Consider the following 17,650-nt stretch of genomic DNA (forward strand, 5'->3'; position numbering starts at 1 on the left):
TGAATCCCACTCCTGCGAGACCGTCGTGACACCCATTTCACGGCGCCGGTCCACGTTGCAGATCCTGCTGCTCTCGGCGGGATTTTTCGTGCTGGTCGCGGTCAGCGTGGCGTCCGTGCTGCTGGTCAACAAGGCGCGCGAGGACAACGCCTGGGTCGTCCATACGGTCGAGGTCGAGAGCCAGGTCGCCAACCTGCTGCTTGACGTCAGGCGCGCAGAAAGCGCGACCCGGGCTTATCTGCTGACGTCCGCACCACAATACTTCTCCGAGTACCAGTCGGCCGCGGCAGCGGTCCCGGCCGCGCTCGACCATCTCCAGATGATGACCGTCGATAATCCGGAGCAGGTCGCCAATGCCGCGAAGCTCAAGGCCGCCGTCGAGCAACGGCTGGCCGAGTTCGCCCTCAGCATCGAGCGCGCCAACAACAACGATGCCGCGACCAGCGTCGACATCCTGCGCAAGGGCACTTCGGCCGATGCACTGGAGGCGATCGCCCGGATCGGCCGCGACATGCGCACCGAGGAGGATCGGCTGCTGGCGGAGCGCACCGCGACCGCGGACAGGACCCAGGTGCTGGCCTCCTCGGTCACCATCGCCGGCTCCTGCATGGTGCTGGCGCTCGCCGCCCTCTCCCTCGTGCTGCTGCGGCAATCGTCGCGGGCGCGCGACGAGGCCGAGGCCAGGCTGCGCGACAGCAACGTCAATCTCGAAACCATCGTCGACGAACGGACCGCCGACCTGCGCGAGGCCAACGAGGAAATCCAGCGCTTCGCCTATATCGTCAGCCACGACCTGCGCTCGCCGCTGGTCAACATCATGGGCTTCACCAGCGAGCTGGAGGAATTGCGCGGCGACATCTTCAAGCGCATCGCCACGCTCAATCGCACCGCATCGCTGGCGCCGGCGATGGAAGACGCGACCGATGTGGCCGAGCCCGAGCTCGAAGGCTCCGACAAGCAGCTATCCCAGGATTTCAGCGAATCGCTCGGCTTCATCAAATCGTCGATCGCAAAGATGGACCGCCTGATCAGCGCGATCCTCAATCTCACCCGCGAGGGCCGCCGCGAGTTCAAGCTGGAGCGGATCGACGTCCGCGAGCTGATCGACGGCATCGTCAAGACGGTCGCGCATCAGGCGGCCGAGGCCAATGCGACCGTCGAGGTCGGCGCTTTGCCGAATATCGTCAGCGACCGCCTCGCGCTGGAGCAGATCTTCTCCAACCTGATCGACAATGCACTCAAGTACCTCAAGGACGGCGTCCCCGGCGAGATTTCGATCGAGGGCCGCACCAAGCTGGGCTTTGCGATCTTCGAGGTCGCGGACAATGGCCGCGGCATCGATCCCAAGGACCACCAGCGCATCTTCGATCTGTTTCGCCGTGCCGGAACCCAGGACAAGCCCGGTCAGGGCATCGGGCTTGCCCATGTCCGTGCACTTGTGCGCCGACTGGGCGGCACCATGTCGGTAGCATCGGAACTTCACAACGGCAGCACGTTCACGATCACGCTGCCCATCAATTGGTCAGGCAAGAACTCAGGCAAGAACCGGGATAAGGAATCATGAGCGATCCAGTCACCATCATCATGATCGAGGACGACGAGGGCCATGCCCGCCTGATTGAGCGGAATATCCGGCGCTCAGGTGTCAACAATGAGATCGTCCCGTTCACCAACGGTACAGATGCCGTGAACTACCTGTTCGGCAAGGATGGCAGCGCGGTCGAGCGCATGGGCCAGGCCCTGCTCATCCTGCTTGATCTCAATCTGCCAGACATGACCGGCATCGACATTCTGAAGCGGGTCAAGGAAAACAATCATCTCAAATCGACGCCGGTGGTCGTGCTGACCACCACCGACGATTCCCATGAGATCAAGCGTTGTTACGAACTCGGCTGCAACGTCTACATCACCAAGCCGGTGAACTACGAAAGCTTTGCCAACGCCATTCGCCAGCTTGGCCTGTTCTTTTCCGTGATCCAGGTGCCGCCAGCTTCCCTATGACCAGCGCAACGCCGACACTGCTCTATATCGACGACGACCCGGCGCTGGCGCGCCTGGTCGAACGCGGGCTGACACGCGCGGGCTACAAGGTCGTGCACGCCGCAAGCGGCCAGGAAGGCCTCGAGCGGCTCGCCCAGGGCGGCATCGACGTCGTCGCACTCGACCAGTACATGCCCGGCCTCGATGGGCTGGAGACACTAGAGAAGATTCTCAAGATTGCGGACGCACCGCCGGTCGTGTTCGTCACCGCCTCGCAGGATTCGGCGATTGCCGTCACCGCGCTGAAGGCCGGCGCGGCGGACTATCTGGTCAAGGACGTCAGGGGTGAATTCATCCCTCTGCTTCAAGTTGCGGTGAACGGCGCGATCCGGCGGGCCGCCATCCAGAGGGCACGCGACGAGGCCGAGGCCGAGGTGCACGCCTCGCGCGACCGCTACGCCGCGCTCGCCGCCGAGCGCGAGGTTCTGCTGCGCGAAGTCAACCATCGTGTCGGCAATTCGCTGCAGATCATTGCCTCGCTGCTGCATCTGCAAGCCAATTCCTCGACCCAGCAGGATGTCAAGGCGGCGCTCACCAATGCAATGGGCCGCGTCGCCGCCGTCGCCCAGGTGCATCGCCGCCTCTACACTTCGCACGACTTCAAGACAGTGATGCTCAACCAGTATCTGGAGGCGTTGCTCGAAGATCTCAGGCGATCGGCCGAAGGCAATAAGATGTCCCGGTTGACGCTGAAGGCCGACCCGGTCGAGATCGATCCCGACCGCGCCGTCGCGATCGGCATCATCGTCAACGAGCTGGTGATGAACGCCGTGAAGTACGCCTATCCCGACGGCGCCGGCCCGATCCATGTCGAGCTGAAGCCGCACGGGGACGATTTGGAGCTTGCGATCAGCGACGAAGGCGTGGGTTTCTCCGACAAGACCGATCCACGCGGCACCGGCATGGGCCAGCGCATCGTCGCCGCGATGGCCGTCAAGCTCGACGCCAGCGTCGAGCGCGACCCGGGCCACAAGGGCACCCGGTTCGTGGTGCGGTTCGCCCGCGTCACCCCCGCGGCGGCGAAATTAACAAGCGCTGCCGCCAGTTAGGCCGCTGATGGTGGCAGATCGATCGAATCTTCGCGTTGGCCTTAACGGCCGCGTCACCCTGCTGTTCGATCGCAGCCGCTTGCCCTGATCGATTAAGACAAATCTGGGCATTGCATGCCATGCTTTTCCCCCAGCTTGGCAGGAACGGCACGCGATGTTCGAGCGCAGGGTGGTTTTTGGAAAGAAGCAGGCGACGTTGGGCGATCTCAAGGAGCCCTTGCGTCCGGCACCGGGTGCCGACGGCGCGGCCCCCGCTTTTCACAAGAGGCAGTGGGAAGATCCGCGGATCGGGCCGATGCTGCGCGATGCGGGGTTCGCGCCCGACGACGCAGCCAGCATCGTGCCGACGGCGGACAATCGCCTCGCCGTGTTTGCCGCGGCCAACCAACGGCTGCAGGAGCGCACCGAGAGCTTCAACCGTGACATGACGGCGCGCTACGGCCACTGCCGTGCGTTGCCGTTCCTGGTCATCGACCAAAAGATATGGGACGGGCCGCATGGCGCGTTTCTCTACACGCAGCTGAATCTGATCGGCTACGACGAGTGGAACGTGATCATGCTGGCGGAAGATCCGCAGACCACGGAAACATGCGGCCTGGCAGGCCACCCCGGCTTCCTTCCGGCGGTGACGCAGGTCATGACCGAGCATGTGATCGCGTGGGAGGCGCAGCACAATGCCTTGCTCACCGCGAGCGGCGGCCGCGACATCTCGCGCGAGCAATACGAGATGGAAAAGGACACGCTGCGCAGGGAGATTATCGACAAGGCCGGCTGGATGAAGCTGCGCATCATCGACGACCTTCTGCGCAAGAGCTAGAAGCGCCTTCCGCTCCCGAACAACCTCATTCAGCCCGATCGCGGTGCCGCCGCGTGCGATGCGGACGGCAATCTTGACATGGCGCGCCGAAGATCACCTGCGACGGATAGGGCCGCGCGGAGTGATACGGCGTCGAGCCGAACAGACCCGCCGCGCCGAAGCCCGCGCTGAAGGGATCGGCGGCGAAGCTGCCCGGAAAGGAGCCGTTGCTGCGAAAATCGCGGTCGTCGTCCCTGCCGTCAAAATACGCACCGCCGGTGCTGCCGTAACGCAGCGGCCGTTGCGGCGCCGAGTTTTGAGCCGAGGCAGGGGCCGTGCCGAGCGCGATAGCGGCGCAGGCGATCAGTGCTCTGATGGCGGTCATGGCCAAGCCCCTCATTGCGGAATGGTCCCCCAGTCGCCCTTCCAGGCGATCAGGCGTCCCTTGCCGAATTGCAGATAGAGCCCGTCGCTGCGCCTCGACAGCACGCTGCCCCTGACATTGGGCAGCGCGACGAACAATTCATTGCCCGGCGTGCCGCGAACATAGTTCAGGGGAACGCCGAGCGACTGGCTGGCCTGATCGGCGCTCATGCCGAAGGCGAGCGGAACGCTGTTGGGTGGCCGCTGCTGCGCACGGGCAATGCCGGTCGGCGCGCCGAGCGCGATGACGAGAGTAACGACGAACAGTGTGGCGAACCGCTGCATGACCAACCTCATGGCACTGCCGCCGCGAGCGTGCCGGCCGGCGTCCAGCCGCCGCCGAGCGCCTGGAACAGGCTGCTTGCCGCCAGCAGCTTGTTGAGCCGCACCGAGACCAGGTTGAGTTCAGCCGTGAACAGCGTCTGCTGTGTCTGCAGCACCGTGATGAGATTGACCGTACCGCCGCGCAGCTGCGTCTCGGAGACTTCGAACGCCTTGCGCGAGCTCGCCACCACGTCGGACTGCAGCCGCTCCTGCAGCGTATACTGCTGCAACGCGATCAGCGCCTTCTCGACATCGGCAAAGGCCGACAGCACCGCCTTGCGATAGGCCTGCAGGGATTGCAATTGCTGGCCCTTGGCGAGCTTGAGCTGGCTCTCCAGCAGGAAGCCGTCGAACAGCGGCTGGGTCAGCCCGGCGGCGAGCGTGTAGTACCAGGCGCCCGGCGCGAACAGCGAGGCGAGCGCCGCGCTCTGGAAGCCCGTGGTGCCGGTCAGCTGGATCTGCGGGAAGAACGCAGCGCGCGCCGCGTCGACGCTGAAATTGGAGGACGCGAGCTGCGCCTCGGCCTGACGGACGTCAGGCCGCTGGTAGAGCAATTCCGACGGCATGCCCGGCGTGATGCGCGGCACCGAGATCTGCGTGGTGCTGCCGCCGCGCACCGAGAAATCGGCCGGCGCGCGCGCCACCAGGAGGGCAAGCGCGGCGGTGTTTTGCCCCAGCGTCACCTCGAGCGGCGGGATCGCCGCGCGCTGCGTGGCGACCAGCGCCTCCTGCTGCGACAGGTCGAGCTGCGAGGCGGTGCCGCCGGCGAATTGCGACTTGATCAAGGCCAGGATGCGCTCGGCCGCCGCCAGATTGCGCCGGGTGGCCTTGATCTGGTCCTGCGCCGCCAGCACCTGGAAATAGGTGTTGGCCACCGCCGCCATCGTGGTCAGCGCGACCACCTCGCGATTGTAGCGGGCGACCGTCGCGCTCTCCTCCGACGCCGACAACGTCGCGCGGTTCTTGCCCCAGAAGTCGACGATGTAGCTCGCGCTGAGTCCCAGATTGTATTGCGAGAACGTACCGCTGCTCCCGCCGAGCAACGAATTCGATCCAGTCGCGACCTTCTGACGCTCGGCATTGGCCGATCCCGAGCTCGACGGCAGCAGCGCGGCGCCGGACACGCCGGCCTGCGCGTCGGCCTGCACGATCTGGGCGATCGCCACCGCGATATCGAGATTGTAGAGCTGCGCGGATTCCATCAGCCCGGTCAGCTCGGGCGAGCGGAAACCGCGCCACCAGGCGAGCGCCGGAACGGCGGCGTCGGCATCGCCCTTGGCCGCGGCGCGATAGCTCGCCGGCACTTCGAGACTGAGCTCGGGCTTCTCCACCCCGGGAATGCAGCCGGTCAGGCCAAGGCTCAGACCAAGGCTCAGGCCGCCGAACGCCGCCACGCGCCGAAACCGGACCGGTTTCCGCAATATTCGAAGACTAAGCAACGCTGCACCTGTCGGCATTTACTCGCCCGGTTGAAGTGAAGAGCCCGGCATCCGCACGGCGCCACCGCGGCGGACGCGCAGGGCCCACAAGCGGAACCGGTCGAGATAGAGATAGATGACCGGCGTCGTGTAGAGCGTCAGGACCTGGCTCAGGATCAGGCCGCCGACGATGGCGATCCCGAGCGGCTGCCGCAGTTCGCCGCCGTCGCCCATCCCGATCGCGAGCGGCACGGCGCCGAGCAGCGCGGCCATTGTCGTCATCATGATGGGACGGAAGCGCAGCAGGCATGCCTCCTTGATCGCCTCGAGCGGCTCCAGTCCGCGCCTGCGTTCCGCGTCCAGCGCAAAGTCGATCATCATGATGGCGTTCTTCTTCACAATGCCGATCAGCAGGATGACGCCGATCAGCGCCATGATACTGAACTCGGTCTTGAATGCCATCAGCGCCAGCAAGGCACCCACACCTGCAGAAGGCAGTGTGGACAAAATGGTCAGCGGATGGACATAGCTCTCATAGAGCACGCCCAGCACGATGTAGATCGTGACGATCGCGGCCAGGATCAGGAACGGCTGGTTGCTGAGCGAATCCTGGAACGCCTTGGCGGAGCCCTGGAATGTGCCGCGGATCGTGGCCGGGACGCCGATCCGGTTCATGGTCGCCTCGATGCTGCTGACCGCGGTGCTCAGCGACACGTTCGGCGGCAGGTTGAACGAGATGGTGTTGGCGACCAGGAGGCCCTGGTGATTGACCGCAAGCGGCGTCGCGCCCTGCTTGAACGCCGCCACCGCCGACAGCGGGATCATGGTCTCGCTTTTGGTCGAGACGGCCGATCCGGTCGAGGCCGCGCCCTTCCCGGTCGAACCGATCGAATTGGTGGCCTGGTTGCGCGCGGCCTGGGCATTGGCCGAACTGGCCGCGCTCGAGGTTCCCGGCGCTACGACGGTGCCCGCCACCGCGTTGGTCGATTGCGAGCCGCCGACCGAGCCGCCCGACGTGCTGATGTAGACGTCCTTCAGCGTCTCGGGGTTCTGCCAGTAGCGTGGCGCGACCTCCATGATGACGTGGTACTGGTTGCGCGCGACATAGATCGTCGACACCTGACGCTGGCCGAAGGCGTCGTAGAGGGTGTTGTCGATTTGGCTCACGGTGATGCCGAGCCGGGCCGCGGCATCACGGTCGATCACGAGGTCGGATTCCAGCCCCTTGTTCTGCTGGTCGCTGTTGACGTCGGCGAGGTTCGGGTCGCGCTGCAAGGCCGCCGCGATCTTCGGCGTCCAGTCATTTAGCTCCTCCAGCGTCGATCCCTGCAGCGTGTACTGGTACTGCGCGTTCGAGGCCCTGCCCCCGACCCGGATATCCTGCACCGCCTGCAGGAACAGGCTGGCGCCGGGCACCACCCCCATCTCGCGGCGCAGCCGCGCGATCACGCCGTCGGCGCCGAGCTTGCGCTGGTCGAGCGGCCGCAGCGACACGAACACGAAGCCGGAATTGGTCTGGCCGCCGCCGGTGAAGCCGACCACGGTCTCCACCGCCGGATCGCGCTTGATGATGCCGACGAACTGCGCGAGCTTCTGCTGCATCAGCTGGAACGACACGCTCTGGTCGGCCTGGATCGAGCCGACCAGCCGCCCGGTGTCCTGCTGCGGGAAGAAACCCTTCGGGATCACGTCGTAGAGATAGAAGTTGAGGCCGAACACCGCCGCCAGGATCAGCATCACCGACAGCGGATGCTGCAACGCCGCTGTCAGCGTCCTGCGATAGAAGTTCAGCATCGCTTCGAAGAAGTGCTCGCTGGCCCAATAGAGCCGGCCGTGGCCGCCGCGGTCCGGCTTGAGCAGCACGGCGCACATCATCGGGGTGGTCGCCAGCGAGACCGCGAGCGAGATCAGGATCGAGATCGAGATCGTCATCGCGAATTCGCGGAACAGCCGCCCGACGATGCCGGCCATCAGCAGGATCGGAATGAACACCGCGATCAGCGAGATGCTCATCGACAGCACGGTGAAGCCGACCTCGTTGGCACCCTTCAGCGCCGCCTCGAGCGGGCTCAGGCCGTCCTCGATGTAACGGGTGACGTTCTCCAGCACCACAATGGCGTCGTCGACCACGAATCCGGTCGCCACCGTCAGCGCCATCAGCGACAGATTGTCGAGGCTGTAGCCGATCAGGTACATCGCGCCGAAGGTCGCGACCAGCGACACCGAGACCGCCACCACCGGAATCAAGGTGGCGCGCAAATTGCGCAGGAACGCGAACACCACGATGATGACCAGCAGCACTGCGAGAACCAGCGTTCGTTCCACGTCATGCAGCGACGTGCGGATGGTGGTCGAGCGGTCCACGGCCATCCCGATGTCGATCGCCGGCGACACCGACGCCTGCAACTGCGGCATCAGCCCCTTCACGCGGTCGACGGTCGAGATGATGTTGGCGTTCGGCTGCCGGTAGAGGATGATCAGCACCGCGGGCTTGCCGTTGGCGAGCCCGGCATTGCGCAGGTTCTCGACACCGTCGGCCACCTCGCCGACGTCGGACAGGTGCACCGGCGCACCGTTGCGATAGGCCACGATCAGCGACTTGTAGTCATCGGCCTTGTTGGCCTGGTCGTTGGCATAGATCTGGTAGCGTTGGTCGCCGACATCGATGCCGCCCTTCGGGCTGTGGGCGTTGGCGCTCGACAGCGCCGCGCGGACGTCTTCGAGACCGATGCCGTATTTGTAGAGCGCCTGCGGGGTCAGATCGACGCGGACGGCGGGCAGCGAGCTGCCGCCCACCACCACTTCGCCGATGCCCTCGACCTGCGACAGCTTCTGCGCCAGCACTGTGGACGCGGCATCGTAGAGATTGCCGCGGGTCAGCGTGTCCGACGTCAGCGTCAGGATCAGGATCGGCGCGTCGGCCGGGTTGACCTTGCGGTAGGTCGGATTGCTGCGCAGGCTGGTCGGCAGATCGGCCCGCGCCGCGTTGATTGCGGCCTGCACGTCGCGCGCCGCGCCGTTGATGTCGCGGTTCAGCCCGAACTGCAGCGTGATCCGGGTCGAGCCGACCGAGCTCGACGACGTCATTTCCGTCACATCGGCGATCTGGCCGAGATGCCGCTCAAGCGGGCTGGCGACCGTGGTCGCGACATCCTGCGGGCTGGCGCCGGGCAGCGTCGCCTGCACCGAGATGGTGGGAAAATCCACCTGCGGCAGCGGCGACACCGGCAGCTTGAAGAACGCGACAATGCCCGCCGCCGCAAGCCCGAACGTCAGCAGCGTGGTTGCGACCGGCCGGCGGATAAAGGGCGTTGACGGATTCATGGCTCAACGCGACCCGCTCGCCTCGCCGACCTCGTCCGCCCGCCCGGCAAACCGCAGCGCCAGGCGATCGAACCAGAGATAGATCACCGGCGTCGTGAACAGGGTCAGCATCTGGCTCACCAGCAGGCCGCCGACGATCGAGATGCCGAGCGGATGCCGGAGCTCGGAGCCGGCGCCGCTGCCGAGCATCAGCGGCAGCGCGCCGAGCACAGCTGCCATCGTCGTCATGATGATCGGCCGGAACCGCAACAGGCAGGCCTGATAGATCGCCTCCCGCGGCGGCTTGCCCTCGTTCCGCTCGGCATCGAGCGCGAAGTCGATCATCATGATCGCATTCTTCTTCACGATGCCGATCAGCAGGATGATGCCGATGATCGCGATGATGGTGAGATCCTGGCCGGCCATCATCAGCGCCAGCAGCGCGCCGATGCCGGCCGACGGCAGCGTCGAGAGAATGGTCAGCGGATGGATGAAGCTCTCATAGAGCACGCCCAGCACGATATAGACCGTGATGATCGCGGCCAGGATCAGGAACAGCTGGTTGGAGAGCGAGGACTGGAACGCCAGCGCCGCGCCCTGGAAGCTCGTGATCATGCCGAGCGGCTGGTTGATTTCGGCCTGCGCCTGCTTGATCGCGGTCACCGCGCCGCCGAGCGAGGCGCCCGGGGCCAGGTTGAACGAGACGGTTGCCGACGGAAACTGGCCGAGATGCGAGACCTGCAGCGGCGCGGTCTCCACGCGCATCCTGGCCATCACCGACAGCGGCACCGGCGTCGAGCCCACCGATGACGGCAGATAGATCGACGACAGCGAATCCAGCGAGTTCTGCAGCGACGGATCGGCCTCGAGGATGACGCGGTACTGGTTCGAATTGGTGAAGACGGTGGAGACGATGCGCTGGCCGTAAGAATCATACAGTGCGTTGTCGATCGTCGCCGGCGTGATGCCGAACCGCGCGGCCTGGTCGCGGTCGATGTCGACGAACACCGACAGCCCCTGCGCGGAGATGTCGCTGGTGACGTCGCTGAGCTCGGGCAATTCCCTGAGCTTGTCGACCAGCTTCGGCGTCCATTCCGCGAGTTCGTTCGGGTCGGCATCCTGCAGGATGAACTGATACTGCGTCCGGCTCACCGTGCCTTCGATGGTGAGGTCCTGCACCGGCTGCATGTAGAGCGTGATGCCGGTCAGCGCCGCGGTGCTCGCCTTGATCCGGTCCATCACCGTCGAGACGCCGGCCTTGCGCCGCTCATGCGGCTTCAGGTTGATCAGGATGCGGCCGCTGTTGAGCGTGGTGTTGGTGCCGTCGACGCCGATGAAGGACGACAGGCTCTCGACATCAGGATCCTTCAGGATCACGCTGGCGAGCCGCTGCTGCCGCTCGGCCATCGCCGCGTAGGACACCGATTGCGGCGCTTCCGAGATCGCCTGGATCACGCCGGTGTCCTGCACCGGAAAGAAGCCCTTGGGAATGACGACATAGAGCAGCGCCGTGAGCCCGAACGTCGCGAGCGCGACCAGCAGCACCATGGTCTGGCGGTCGAGCACCCAGTTGAGCATCCGGGCGTAGATGGCGATGACGGCGTCGAAACCTTCCCGGCTGAGCCGCTGGAAGGTGTTCTCGCGCGTCATGCTCTCCGGCTTCAGGAGTTTCGCGCAGGCCATCGGCACCAGCGTCAGCGACACCACGGCGGAGATCAGGATCGTGACCGACAGCGTGATGGCGAATTCGCGGAACAGACGGCCGACGACGTCGCCCATGAACAGCAGCGGGATCAGCACCGCGATCAGCGACACCGTCAGCGAGATGATGGTGAAGCCGATCTGCTCGGAGCCGCGCAGCGCCGCCTCGAGTGGAGATTCGCCCTCCTCGATATAGCGCGAGATGTTCTCGATCACGACGATGGCGTCGTCGACCACGAATCCGGTCGCGATCGTCAGCGCCATCAGCGACAGATTGTTCAGGCTGAAGCCGAACAGATACATCGCCCCCAGCGTGCCGACCAGCGAGAGCGGCACCGACAGGCTCGGGATCAGCGTGGCGCGGGTCGAGCGCAGGAACACGAAGATCACCAGCACGACCAGGATCACCGCAAGCGCCAGCTCGTATTCGACGTCGCGGACCGAGGCCCGGATCGTGACGGTTCGGTCGGTCAGGATGTTGAGATCGATCGCTGCCGGCAGCGTGGCCTGCAGCTGCGGCAGCAGGTCCTTGATGCCCTGGACCACCGAGATCACGTTGGCGCCGGGCTGGCGCTGGATGTTGAGGATGATCGCCGGCGTCTCGTTCATCCAGGCGCCGAGCTTGTCGTTTTGCGCGCCGTCGACGACGTTGCCGACGTCGCTGAGGCGAACCGGCGAGCCGTTCTTGTAGGCGATGATCAGCGAACGGTAGTCGCTGGCATTGCGGATCTGGTCGTTGGCATTGATGGTGTAGGCGCGCATCGCGCCGTCGAAATTGCCCTTCGGCGTATTGACGTTGGCGTTGCCGAGCGTGGTGCGGAGATCGTCGATGTTGAGCCCATAGGCCGCGAGCTTGCGGATGTCGGCCTGGATCCGCACCGCGGGCCGCTGGCCGCCGCTGATGCTGACGAGGCCGACGCCGGGTAGCTGCGAGATCTTCTGCGCCAGCCTTGTGTCGACGAAATCCTGCACCTGCGTCAGCGGCATGGTCTTCGAAGTCAGGCCGAGGGTCAGGATCGGCGCGTCAGCCGGATTGACCTTGGCGTAGATCGGCGGCGCCGGCAGGTCCGACGGCAAGAGATTGCCCGCGGCGTTGATTGCGGCCTGCACCTCCTGCTCGGCGACGTCGAGCGAGATCGACAAGCCGAACTGCAGCGTGATCACGGACGAGCCGGCCGAGCTCACCGAGCTCATCTGGTTCAGATTCGGCATCTGGCCGAACTGCACCTCGAGCGGCGCCGTCACCGACGACGTCATCACGTCGGGGCTGGCGCCCGGATAGAAGGTCTGCACCTGGATGGTCGGATAGTCGACCTCCGGCAGCGCCGCGACGGGGAGGAATCTGAACGCCAGCATGCCCGACAGCATGATGGCGATCATCATCAGGGTCGTCGCCACCGGCCGCAGGATGAATGGCCGCGACGGGTTCATTTCTTCTGCCCGTCCGCGGAACCCTTGTGGTTGCCGCCTCCCGCCTTGTCGGGATCGGCGCCGCCCTTGCTATCTCCCTTCGGCGGACCCTTGGCGGCACCGGCGGCTGGGTTCGCGGCATCGGCAGCGGAGCGCACCACCACCTTCGCGCCCTCGCGCAGCTTGTCGGCGCCGTCGATCACGATGCGATCGCCGGGCACAAGCCCCGAGAGCACCTCGACACGGTCGCCGTCGGTGACGCCGATCTTGACCGGCCGGACCGAGACCGTGCTGTCGGCGTTGACGAGATAGACGAAGGTGCCGGGAACGCCGCGCTGGATGCCGGCGGTCGACATCGTCGTGGCATCCTTGTGGGTGTCGAGCAGCAGGCGGATGTTGACGAACTGGTTCGGATACAGCGTGCGCTTGTCGTTCTCGAACTGGGCGCGCAGCTTGATCGTGCCGGTGGTCGGATCGATCTGGCTGTCGAAGGTCTGCAGCGATCCCTCGGCGAGCTTGTTGGCGCCGCTGCGGTCATAGGCCGCCGTCGGCAGCACCGCGCCCTCCTTCAACCGCTTCGCGACCGCCTGCAGATTGTCCTCCGGCAGCGTGAACAGCACGCTGATCGGCTCGAGCTGCGTGATCACGACAAGGCCGTTGGTGTCGCCCGGCGTCACGTAGTTGCCGAGGTCGACCTGACGCAGTCCGACCCGCCCGTTGATCGGCGACACGATGTGGCAATATTGCAAATTGACTTCGGCCGACTTCACCGACGCGCGGTCGGCCTCGACCGTGCCCTGATACTGCGCGACCAGCGCCACCTGGGTATCGAGCTGCTGATGCGGCACCGCGTTCTGCGCGGCGAGGTTCTGATAGCGGGTGAGATCGACCTGGGCGCCTTTCAGCTGCGCTTCGTCGCGGGCGAGCTGTCCCTTGGCCTGCGCCAGCGTCGCCTCATAGGGACGCGAATCGATCTCGGCGATCAGGTCGCCCTTTTTGACCTCATCGCCCTCCTTGAAATCGATCTTCATCAGGTAGCCGCTGATCTGGCTCCGGATCGTCACGGTCGCGAGCGACGTCACGGTGCCGAGCGCATTCAGGCTGACGCCGATATCGCCCTTGCCGACGGCCTCCGGCACGATCGACATCGGCCCGGCGTTGCGCCCGCCGCCGGCCTGCGGCGGCGCGGCCTGCTGCCGCGTCCACCAGACGATGCCGGCAAGCACCGCCAGCACGACACACCCTGTCAGAAACCCTCGCCCGCGCGATGGCCGCCTGGTTTGCTCGGGCGCCAAGATAGACGGGTCTTTGATGTGCTGGTCCATAACTTGCCCACGAAGAAACACGAATGAGCCGGTGCGGCTCTATGTGTCCCCTGAAATCCGCGCGCGCCACATTCGAGGAAGCATTTTGGACGCTTCCGTCAGACAAAGCGCGTTAAGAATCGGAAAGGAAAGTCCTCCTTCCCGATCGGCCGCTGTTTCTCGCTGGATTGTGGCTATTTTACCCGATCATCTGTAGCCAGGGCAACACGATCAGCAACAATCCGGCAAAGTAGATTACGCCGAAGATCAGCCCGAACTTCCAGAAGTCGCCTTTGCCGATATAGCCGCTGCCGTAATACATCGGCGCCGGTCCCGTGGCGTAGGGTGAGATCACTCCCATCAGCCCGAGCGAATAGACGCACAGCAGCATCAGGGTCTGCACCGACAGGCCGGGAATGCTGGAGCCGACCGCGAGCACCACCGGCAGCACGGCGGCGGTATGCGAGGTGATGCTCGAGAAGAAATAGTGGATCCAGAAGAAGAACGTGACGAGCAGGATCATCCCGACCAGCGGCGAGGTGCCGGACAGCGGCTTCGCATAACCCTCGGCGACCCATTTGATGAAGCCGATCTCGTTGAGACCCGACGACAGCGTGAGCAGCGACGTGAAATAGAAAAAGACCTCCCACGCGCTCTTCTCCGCGACGATGTCCTCGAATGCGATCACGCCTGTGAGCAGCATCAGCGAGATCACGACGAACACCACCGTGGTCGCGTTGATGAAGTTCGAGCCGAGCAGCGGCACGCTGATATTGGGGTTGGAGCCGCAGATCCACAGGAACATCGCGAGCAGCACCAGCACCGCCATGATCCATTCGTGCCGCGACGGCGGCCCCATCTTGGCGAGCTCGCCCTCGCTCCAGGTCACGATCTCCGGGCTCTCCTTGATCTCCGGCCGGCAGACGGCGTAGCTCAGCAGCGGCACCAGCAGCAGCAGAAGGATACCGAGCGGCGCGAAGCCGATGAACCATTGCGACCAGCCGACCTCGATGTTGACGAGCTTCTTGGCGATCGAGAGCGCGGCGGCGTTCGGCGCCAGCGCGGTCAGAAACAGCGAGCTGGTGACGGCCGTGGTCGCAAACGCGGTCCACATCACGAAGGTGCCGATCTTGCCCGCGGTCGGACCGGGCTCGGAGCCGTAGATGCGCGGGATGTTGCTGACGATCGGATAGATGGTGCCACCCGAGCGTGCGGTGTTGGACGGCGTTGCCGGCGCCAGCACCAGATCGGACAACGCCACCGCATAGCCGAGCCCGATGGTGCGGCGGCCGAGCCCGCGCACCAGGAGCAGCGCCAGCCGGCGGCCGAGCCCGCTCTTGCGGTAGCCGATCGAGAACACGAAGGCGCCGACGATCAGCCATACCGTGCTCTCGGAAAAGCCGCCGAGCATCCAGCGCAGCGACTTGTTCGGGTCGGGCTCGACATAGCCGCCGACGCCGGCGACCGTCAGTCCGATCAGGCCGACCGCACCGACCGGCATCGATTCGAGGATCAGCCCGGTGATGACAGCGGCGAACACCGCAAAATAGTGCCACTGATTGGCGTTCAGCCCTGATGGCACCGGGACCAGATAGATCACCAGCCAGACCAGCAACGGCGCAAACGTCCGCCATGACGATTTCATGCAGCGTCCCCCTCACCCACGTCGATTGTCGGGCGCGCAAGCCGCCATGTCCCGGGCGGCGGCACCATCTTTTGTGGCAATGTAGCATGGCCGCGCAGTCCGTCTCGGGAAACTGCGGCGGAATGGCGCGGCTTGTGGAGGAACCGGCGCGTTTCGTCAACACGTCGCGCCCCCGTGGCGGGCCCCATCGCAAGACGGCCCGCGCTTTGCTATCTTCGCCGGCATGACCTCACGCGACTCCGCCTCCTCCGAGATCACGCCCGAGGTGCTGCTGCGCGCCTATGCCTGCGGCATCTTCCCGATGGCGGAGAGCGCCGACGATCCGACCCTGTTCTGGGTCGAGCCGGAATTGCGCGGCGTGATTCCGTTCGACGGCTTCCGTGTCGCCTCCCGCCTGGCGCGCACCGTGCGCTCGGATGTGTTCACCGTCACCGTTGATACCGCGTTCAAGGCCGTGATCGCCGGTTGCGCGGCGCCGCAGCCCGGCCGTGACGACACCTGGATCAACAAACGCATCCGCGACCTCTATGTCGGGCTGCACGCGTCAGGCCATTGCCACAGCGTCGAGGTCTGGCAGGACGACCAGCTGGTCGGCGGGCTCTACGGCGTCAGCCTCGGCCGCGCCTTCTTCGGCGAGAGCATGTTTCACACCACGCGCGACGCATCGAAGGTCGCGCTGGTGCATCTGGTGGCCCGGCTGATCGCGGGCGGATTCGAACTGCTCGACACGCAATATGTGACCGAGCATCTGAAGACGTTCGGTGCGGTGGAGATTTCGCGCCGTCGCTATCGCGCGCTGCTCGACAAGGCGATCTCAGGCGCGCCGGCGGATTTCCGCAAGCTCGACACGACGCAGCCGGTCAAGGGGGCCGACGCGCTGGCGATCATCGCCCAGCGCAATTGATGCATGACTGCGCCGTAGCATGCAGCCCGGATGAAGCGCCATCCGGGCGACGTGACCGAGGCTAGTTCCCGAACAATCCGCCGAACAGTCCGCCCGGCCGCTGCTGCTGGGGCGGCGGGGGTGGCTGCTGCTGCTGGTACTGCGGCAGCGGCTGCGGACGCGGCGCGGCCTGCTTCGGCGGCGCACGCTTCTGGGCCGGCGGCGGAGGCGGCGTCGGCGCCTTCGGCGGATCGGGCGCGGCGGTCACGATGGTCTGGTCCGGCCCTTTGCAGTCGGTCAGCCAGATGTCGTAGATCGGATGCTCGACGCCATGCAGGCCCGGGCTCGCCGCGAACATCCAGCCCGAGAAGATCCGCTTCACCTCGCCCTGCAGCGTGATCTCGTCGACCTCGACGAAGGCGTCGGTGTTGGCGGCTTCCGTCGACGGCCTGGTGTAGCAGGCGTCGGTCTTCACCCGCAGCGCACCGAACTGCACGGTCTCGCCGATATCCTCGTCGAAATTGATGATGCGTCCGGTGATCTTGTCGAGGCCGGAGAAGCTCGCCTTCTTGTTGGTGATCTTGGTCGACGGCGGCTCCTGCACGACCTCGTCGCCCGGCTGCAACGCGGCAGGCGTCTGCGGCGGGGTGCCCTGTGGCGCGCCCTGCGGAGTCCCCTTGGGCTGCCGCTGCCCCGGCGGCAGACCAGGCAGCGGATTGGCAACGGGCGGCGTGTTTGCTACGGCGGGACCGCCCGGCTGCGGTGGCTGCACGGCAACGCCGGGCGGAGCCACCGTGCTACCCGGCGGCGGCGCCAGAGGCTGCGACTGCACGCTGCCGGGCGGCGGCACCGCCTGGCCCGGCGGCAACGCCCGCGGCTGCGTCGGCAACAGGCGCCCGCGCGGCAGTTCCGGCACTTCCTCGTCGTCGTCGCTGGGAGGCGCCACCTGGCCACGTGGAATCGAGCCGGCCGGACGCGGCGCGGGATCGGAGAAAATCGTTCCGATCTGCGCGCGCGCGGGCGGCGCAAGCGAGATGGTTGAGGCGGCAACCAAGGCCGCAAAGCCAGTCAGGGCAATGGTTCGAAGCATCTCGCGGGCTTTAAAGGGCGAATCGGGCTCGCGACAGTCTACCTTGATATCGGCCGCTCGCAGGCCACCGGTTAACACGCCGAATACGGCGGGGAAAGGGCGCGCGGACGCCCGTCCCCGGCCCTCCGCCAGGCACTGGCCACCCTCTGGTCACCCTCTGGTCACTCCTGGGAACACGTGTGATAGTCCTCACGCTGAAGGCGCGCGGCACCGCGTGAAAACCAGGAAAATCCGGATCGAACCGGACCAGCCAGAGGAAACCCA

General features: G+C 65.6%; 13 protein-coding genes. 5 read left to right on the top strand and 8 right to left on the bottom strand.

Annotation, left to right across the window (positions count from 1 at the left end):
* Positions 1–25: 25 nt before the first annotated feature.
* From ACVW1C_RS02130 to ACVW1C_RS02145, 4 genes are all read left to right on the top strand, one after another.
* Positions 26–1,564: a sensor histidine kinase gene (locus ACVW1C_RS02130; RefSeq protein WP_456756966.1), complete on the top strand. Its 1,539-nt coding sequence runs from the start codon at positions 26–28 to the stop codon at positions 1,562–1,564.
* A complete protein-coding gene (locus ACVW1C_RS02135; protein ID WP_456756967.1) occupies positions 1,561–2,001 on the top strand; it encodes a response regulator in 441 nt (146 codons plus the stop codon). The genes ACVW1C_RS02130 and ACVW1C_RS02135 overlap by 4 nt, the downstream gene beginning before the upstream one ends.
* Positions 1,998–3,089, top strand: coding sequence for a sensor histidine kinase (locus ACVW1C_RS02140; protein ID WP_456756968.1), 1,092 nt, complete (start codon positions 1,998–2,000; stop codon positions 3,087–3,089). Before ACVW1C_RS02135 ends, ACVW1C_RS02140 begins: the two co-directional genes overlap by 4 nt.
* Positions 3,090–3,243: 154 nt before the next feature.
* Positions 3,244–3,906, top strand: a complete 663-nt coding sequence (locus ACVW1C_RS02145) for a hypothetical protein (protein ID WP_456756969.1) — start codon at positions 3,244–3,246, stop codon at positions 3,904–3,906.
* A 25-nt stretch (positions 3,907–3,931) separates the two neighbouring features.
* Here ACVW1C_RS02145 and ACVW1C_RS02150 read toward each other — a convergent pair whose 3' ends face one another.
* From ACVW1C_RS02150 to ACVW1C_RS02180, 7 genes are all read right to left on the bottom strand, one after another.
* Positions 3,932–4,270 (bottom strand): BA14K family protein, encoded by a 339-nt coding sequence (locus ACVW1C_RS02150; RefSeq protein WP_456756970.1) that lies wholly within the window; start codon positions 4,268–4,270, stop codon positions 3,932–3,934.
* 11 nt (positions 4,271–4,281) lie between these two features.
* The gene (locus tag ACVW1C_RS02155; RefSeq protein ID WP_456756971.1) at positions 4,282–4,593 is read right to left on the bottom strand and encodes a hypothetical protein; all 312 of its coding nucleotides are present in this window, start codon (positions 4,591–4,593) and stop codon (positions 4,282–4,284) included.
* Between the two features lie 8 nt (positions 4,594–4,601).
* Positions 4,602–6,089: an efflux transporter outer membrane subunit gene (locus ACVW1C_RS02160; RefSeq protein ID WP_456756972.1), complete on the bottom strand. Its 1,488-nt coding sequence runs from the start codon at positions 6,087–6,089 to the stop codon at positions 4,602–4,604.
* Positions 6,090–9,374: an efflux RND transporter permease subunit gene (locus tag ACVW1C_RS02165; protein ID WP_456756973.1), complete on the bottom strand. Its 3,285-nt coding sequence runs from the start codon at positions 9,372–9,374 to the stop codon at positions 6,090–6,092.
* 3 nt (positions 9,375–9,377) lie between these two features.
* Complete coding sequence (locus ACVW1C_RS02170) at positions 9,378–12,485, bottom strand: MdtB/MuxB family multidrug efflux RND transporter permease subunit (RefSeq protein ID WP_456756974.1); 3,108 nt, start codon at positions 12,483–12,485, stop codon at positions 9,378–9,380.
* Positions 12,482–13,699 (bottom strand): MdtA/MuxA family multidrug efflux RND transporter periplasmic adaptor subunit, encoded by a 1,218-nt coding sequence (locus ACVW1C_RS02175; RefSeq protein WP_456756975.1) that lies wholly within the window; start codon positions 13,697–13,699, stop codon positions 12,482–12,484. Before ACVW1C_RS02175 ends, ACVW1C_RS02170 begins: the two co-directional genes overlap by 4 nt.
* 268 nt (positions 13,700–13,967) lie before the next feature.
* Positions 13,968–15,413 carry a DASS family sodium-coupled anion symporter gene (locus ACVW1C_RS02180; RefSeq protein WP_456756976.1) on the bottom strand — a complete coding sequence of 482 codons (1,446 nt, stop codon included), beginning with the start codon at positions 15,411–15,413 and terminating at the stop codon, positions 13,968–13,970.
* Between the two features lie 223 nt (positions 15,414–15,636).
* On the opposite strand from ACVW1C_RS02180, the gene aat reads away from it, so the two are divergent.
* Positions 15,637–16,317, top strand: coding sequence for a leucyl/phenylalanyl-tRNA--protein transferase (gene aat / locus ACVW1C_RS02185; protein WP_456756977.1), 681 nt, complete (start codon positions 15,637–15,639; stop codon positions 16,315–16,317).
* Between the two features lie 61 nt (positions 16,318–16,378).
* Here the strand turns inward: aat and ACVW1C_RS02190 are convergent, their stop codons facing one another.
* Complete coding sequence (locus ACVW1C_RS02190) at positions 16,379–17,386, bottom strand: DUF2155 domain-containing protein (RefSeq protein WP_456756978.1); 1,008 nt, start codon at positions 17,384–17,386, stop codon at positions 16,379–16,381.
* Between the last annotated feature and the right edge of the window lie 264 nt (positions 17,387–17,650).

Source organism: Bradyrhizobium sp. USDA 4011, from assembly GCF_054063415.1.

Bases quoted from the DNA above. Each gene is read 5' to 3' on its own strand.
- aat (WP_456756977.1), top strand. From the start codon at position 15,637: ATGACCTCACGCGACTCCGCCTCCTCCGAGATCACGCCCGAGGTGCTG.
- ACVW1C_RS02180 (WP_456756976.1), bottom strand. From the start codon at position 15,413: ATGAAATCGTCATGGCGGACGTTTGCGCCGTTGCTGGTCTGGCTGGTG.
- ACVW1C_RS02160 (WP_456756972.1), bottom strand. From the start codon at position 6,089: ATGCCGACAGGTGCAGCGTTGCTTAGTCTTCGAATATTGCGGAAACCG.
- ACVW1C_RS02170 (WP_456756974.1), bottom strand. From the start codon at position 12,485: ATGAACCCGTCGCGGCCATTCATCCTGCGGCCGGTGGCGACGACCCTG.
- ACVW1C_RS02165 (WP_456756973.1), bottom strand. From the start codon at position 9,374: ATGAATCCGTCAACGCCCTTTATCCGCCGGCCGGTCGCAACCACGCTG.
- ACVW1C_RS02140 (WP_456756968.1), top strand. From the start codon at position 1,998: ATGACCAGCGCAACGCCGACACTGCTCTATATCGACGACGACCCGGCG.
- ACVW1C_RS02155 (WP_456756971.1), bottom strand. From the start codon at position 4,593: ATGCAGCGGTTCGCCACACTGTTCGTCGTTACTCTCGTCATCGCGCTC.
- ACVW1C_RS02145 (WP_456756969.1), top strand. From the start codon at position 3,244: ATGTTCGAGCGCAGGGTGGTTTTTGGAAAGAAGCAGGCGACGTTGGGC.
- ACVW1C_RS02135 (WP_456756967.1), top strand. From the start codon at position 1,561: ATGAGCGATCCAGTCACCATCATCATGATCGAGGACGACGAGGGCCAT.
- ACVW1C_RS02190 (WP_456756978.1), bottom strand. From the start codon at position 17,386: ATGCTTCGAACCATTGCCCTGACTGGCTTTGCGGCCTTGGTTGCCGCC.
- ACVW1C_RS02150 (WP_456756970.1), bottom strand. From the start codon at position 4,270: ATGACCGCCATCAGAGCACTGATCGCCTGCGCCGCTATCGCGCTCGGC.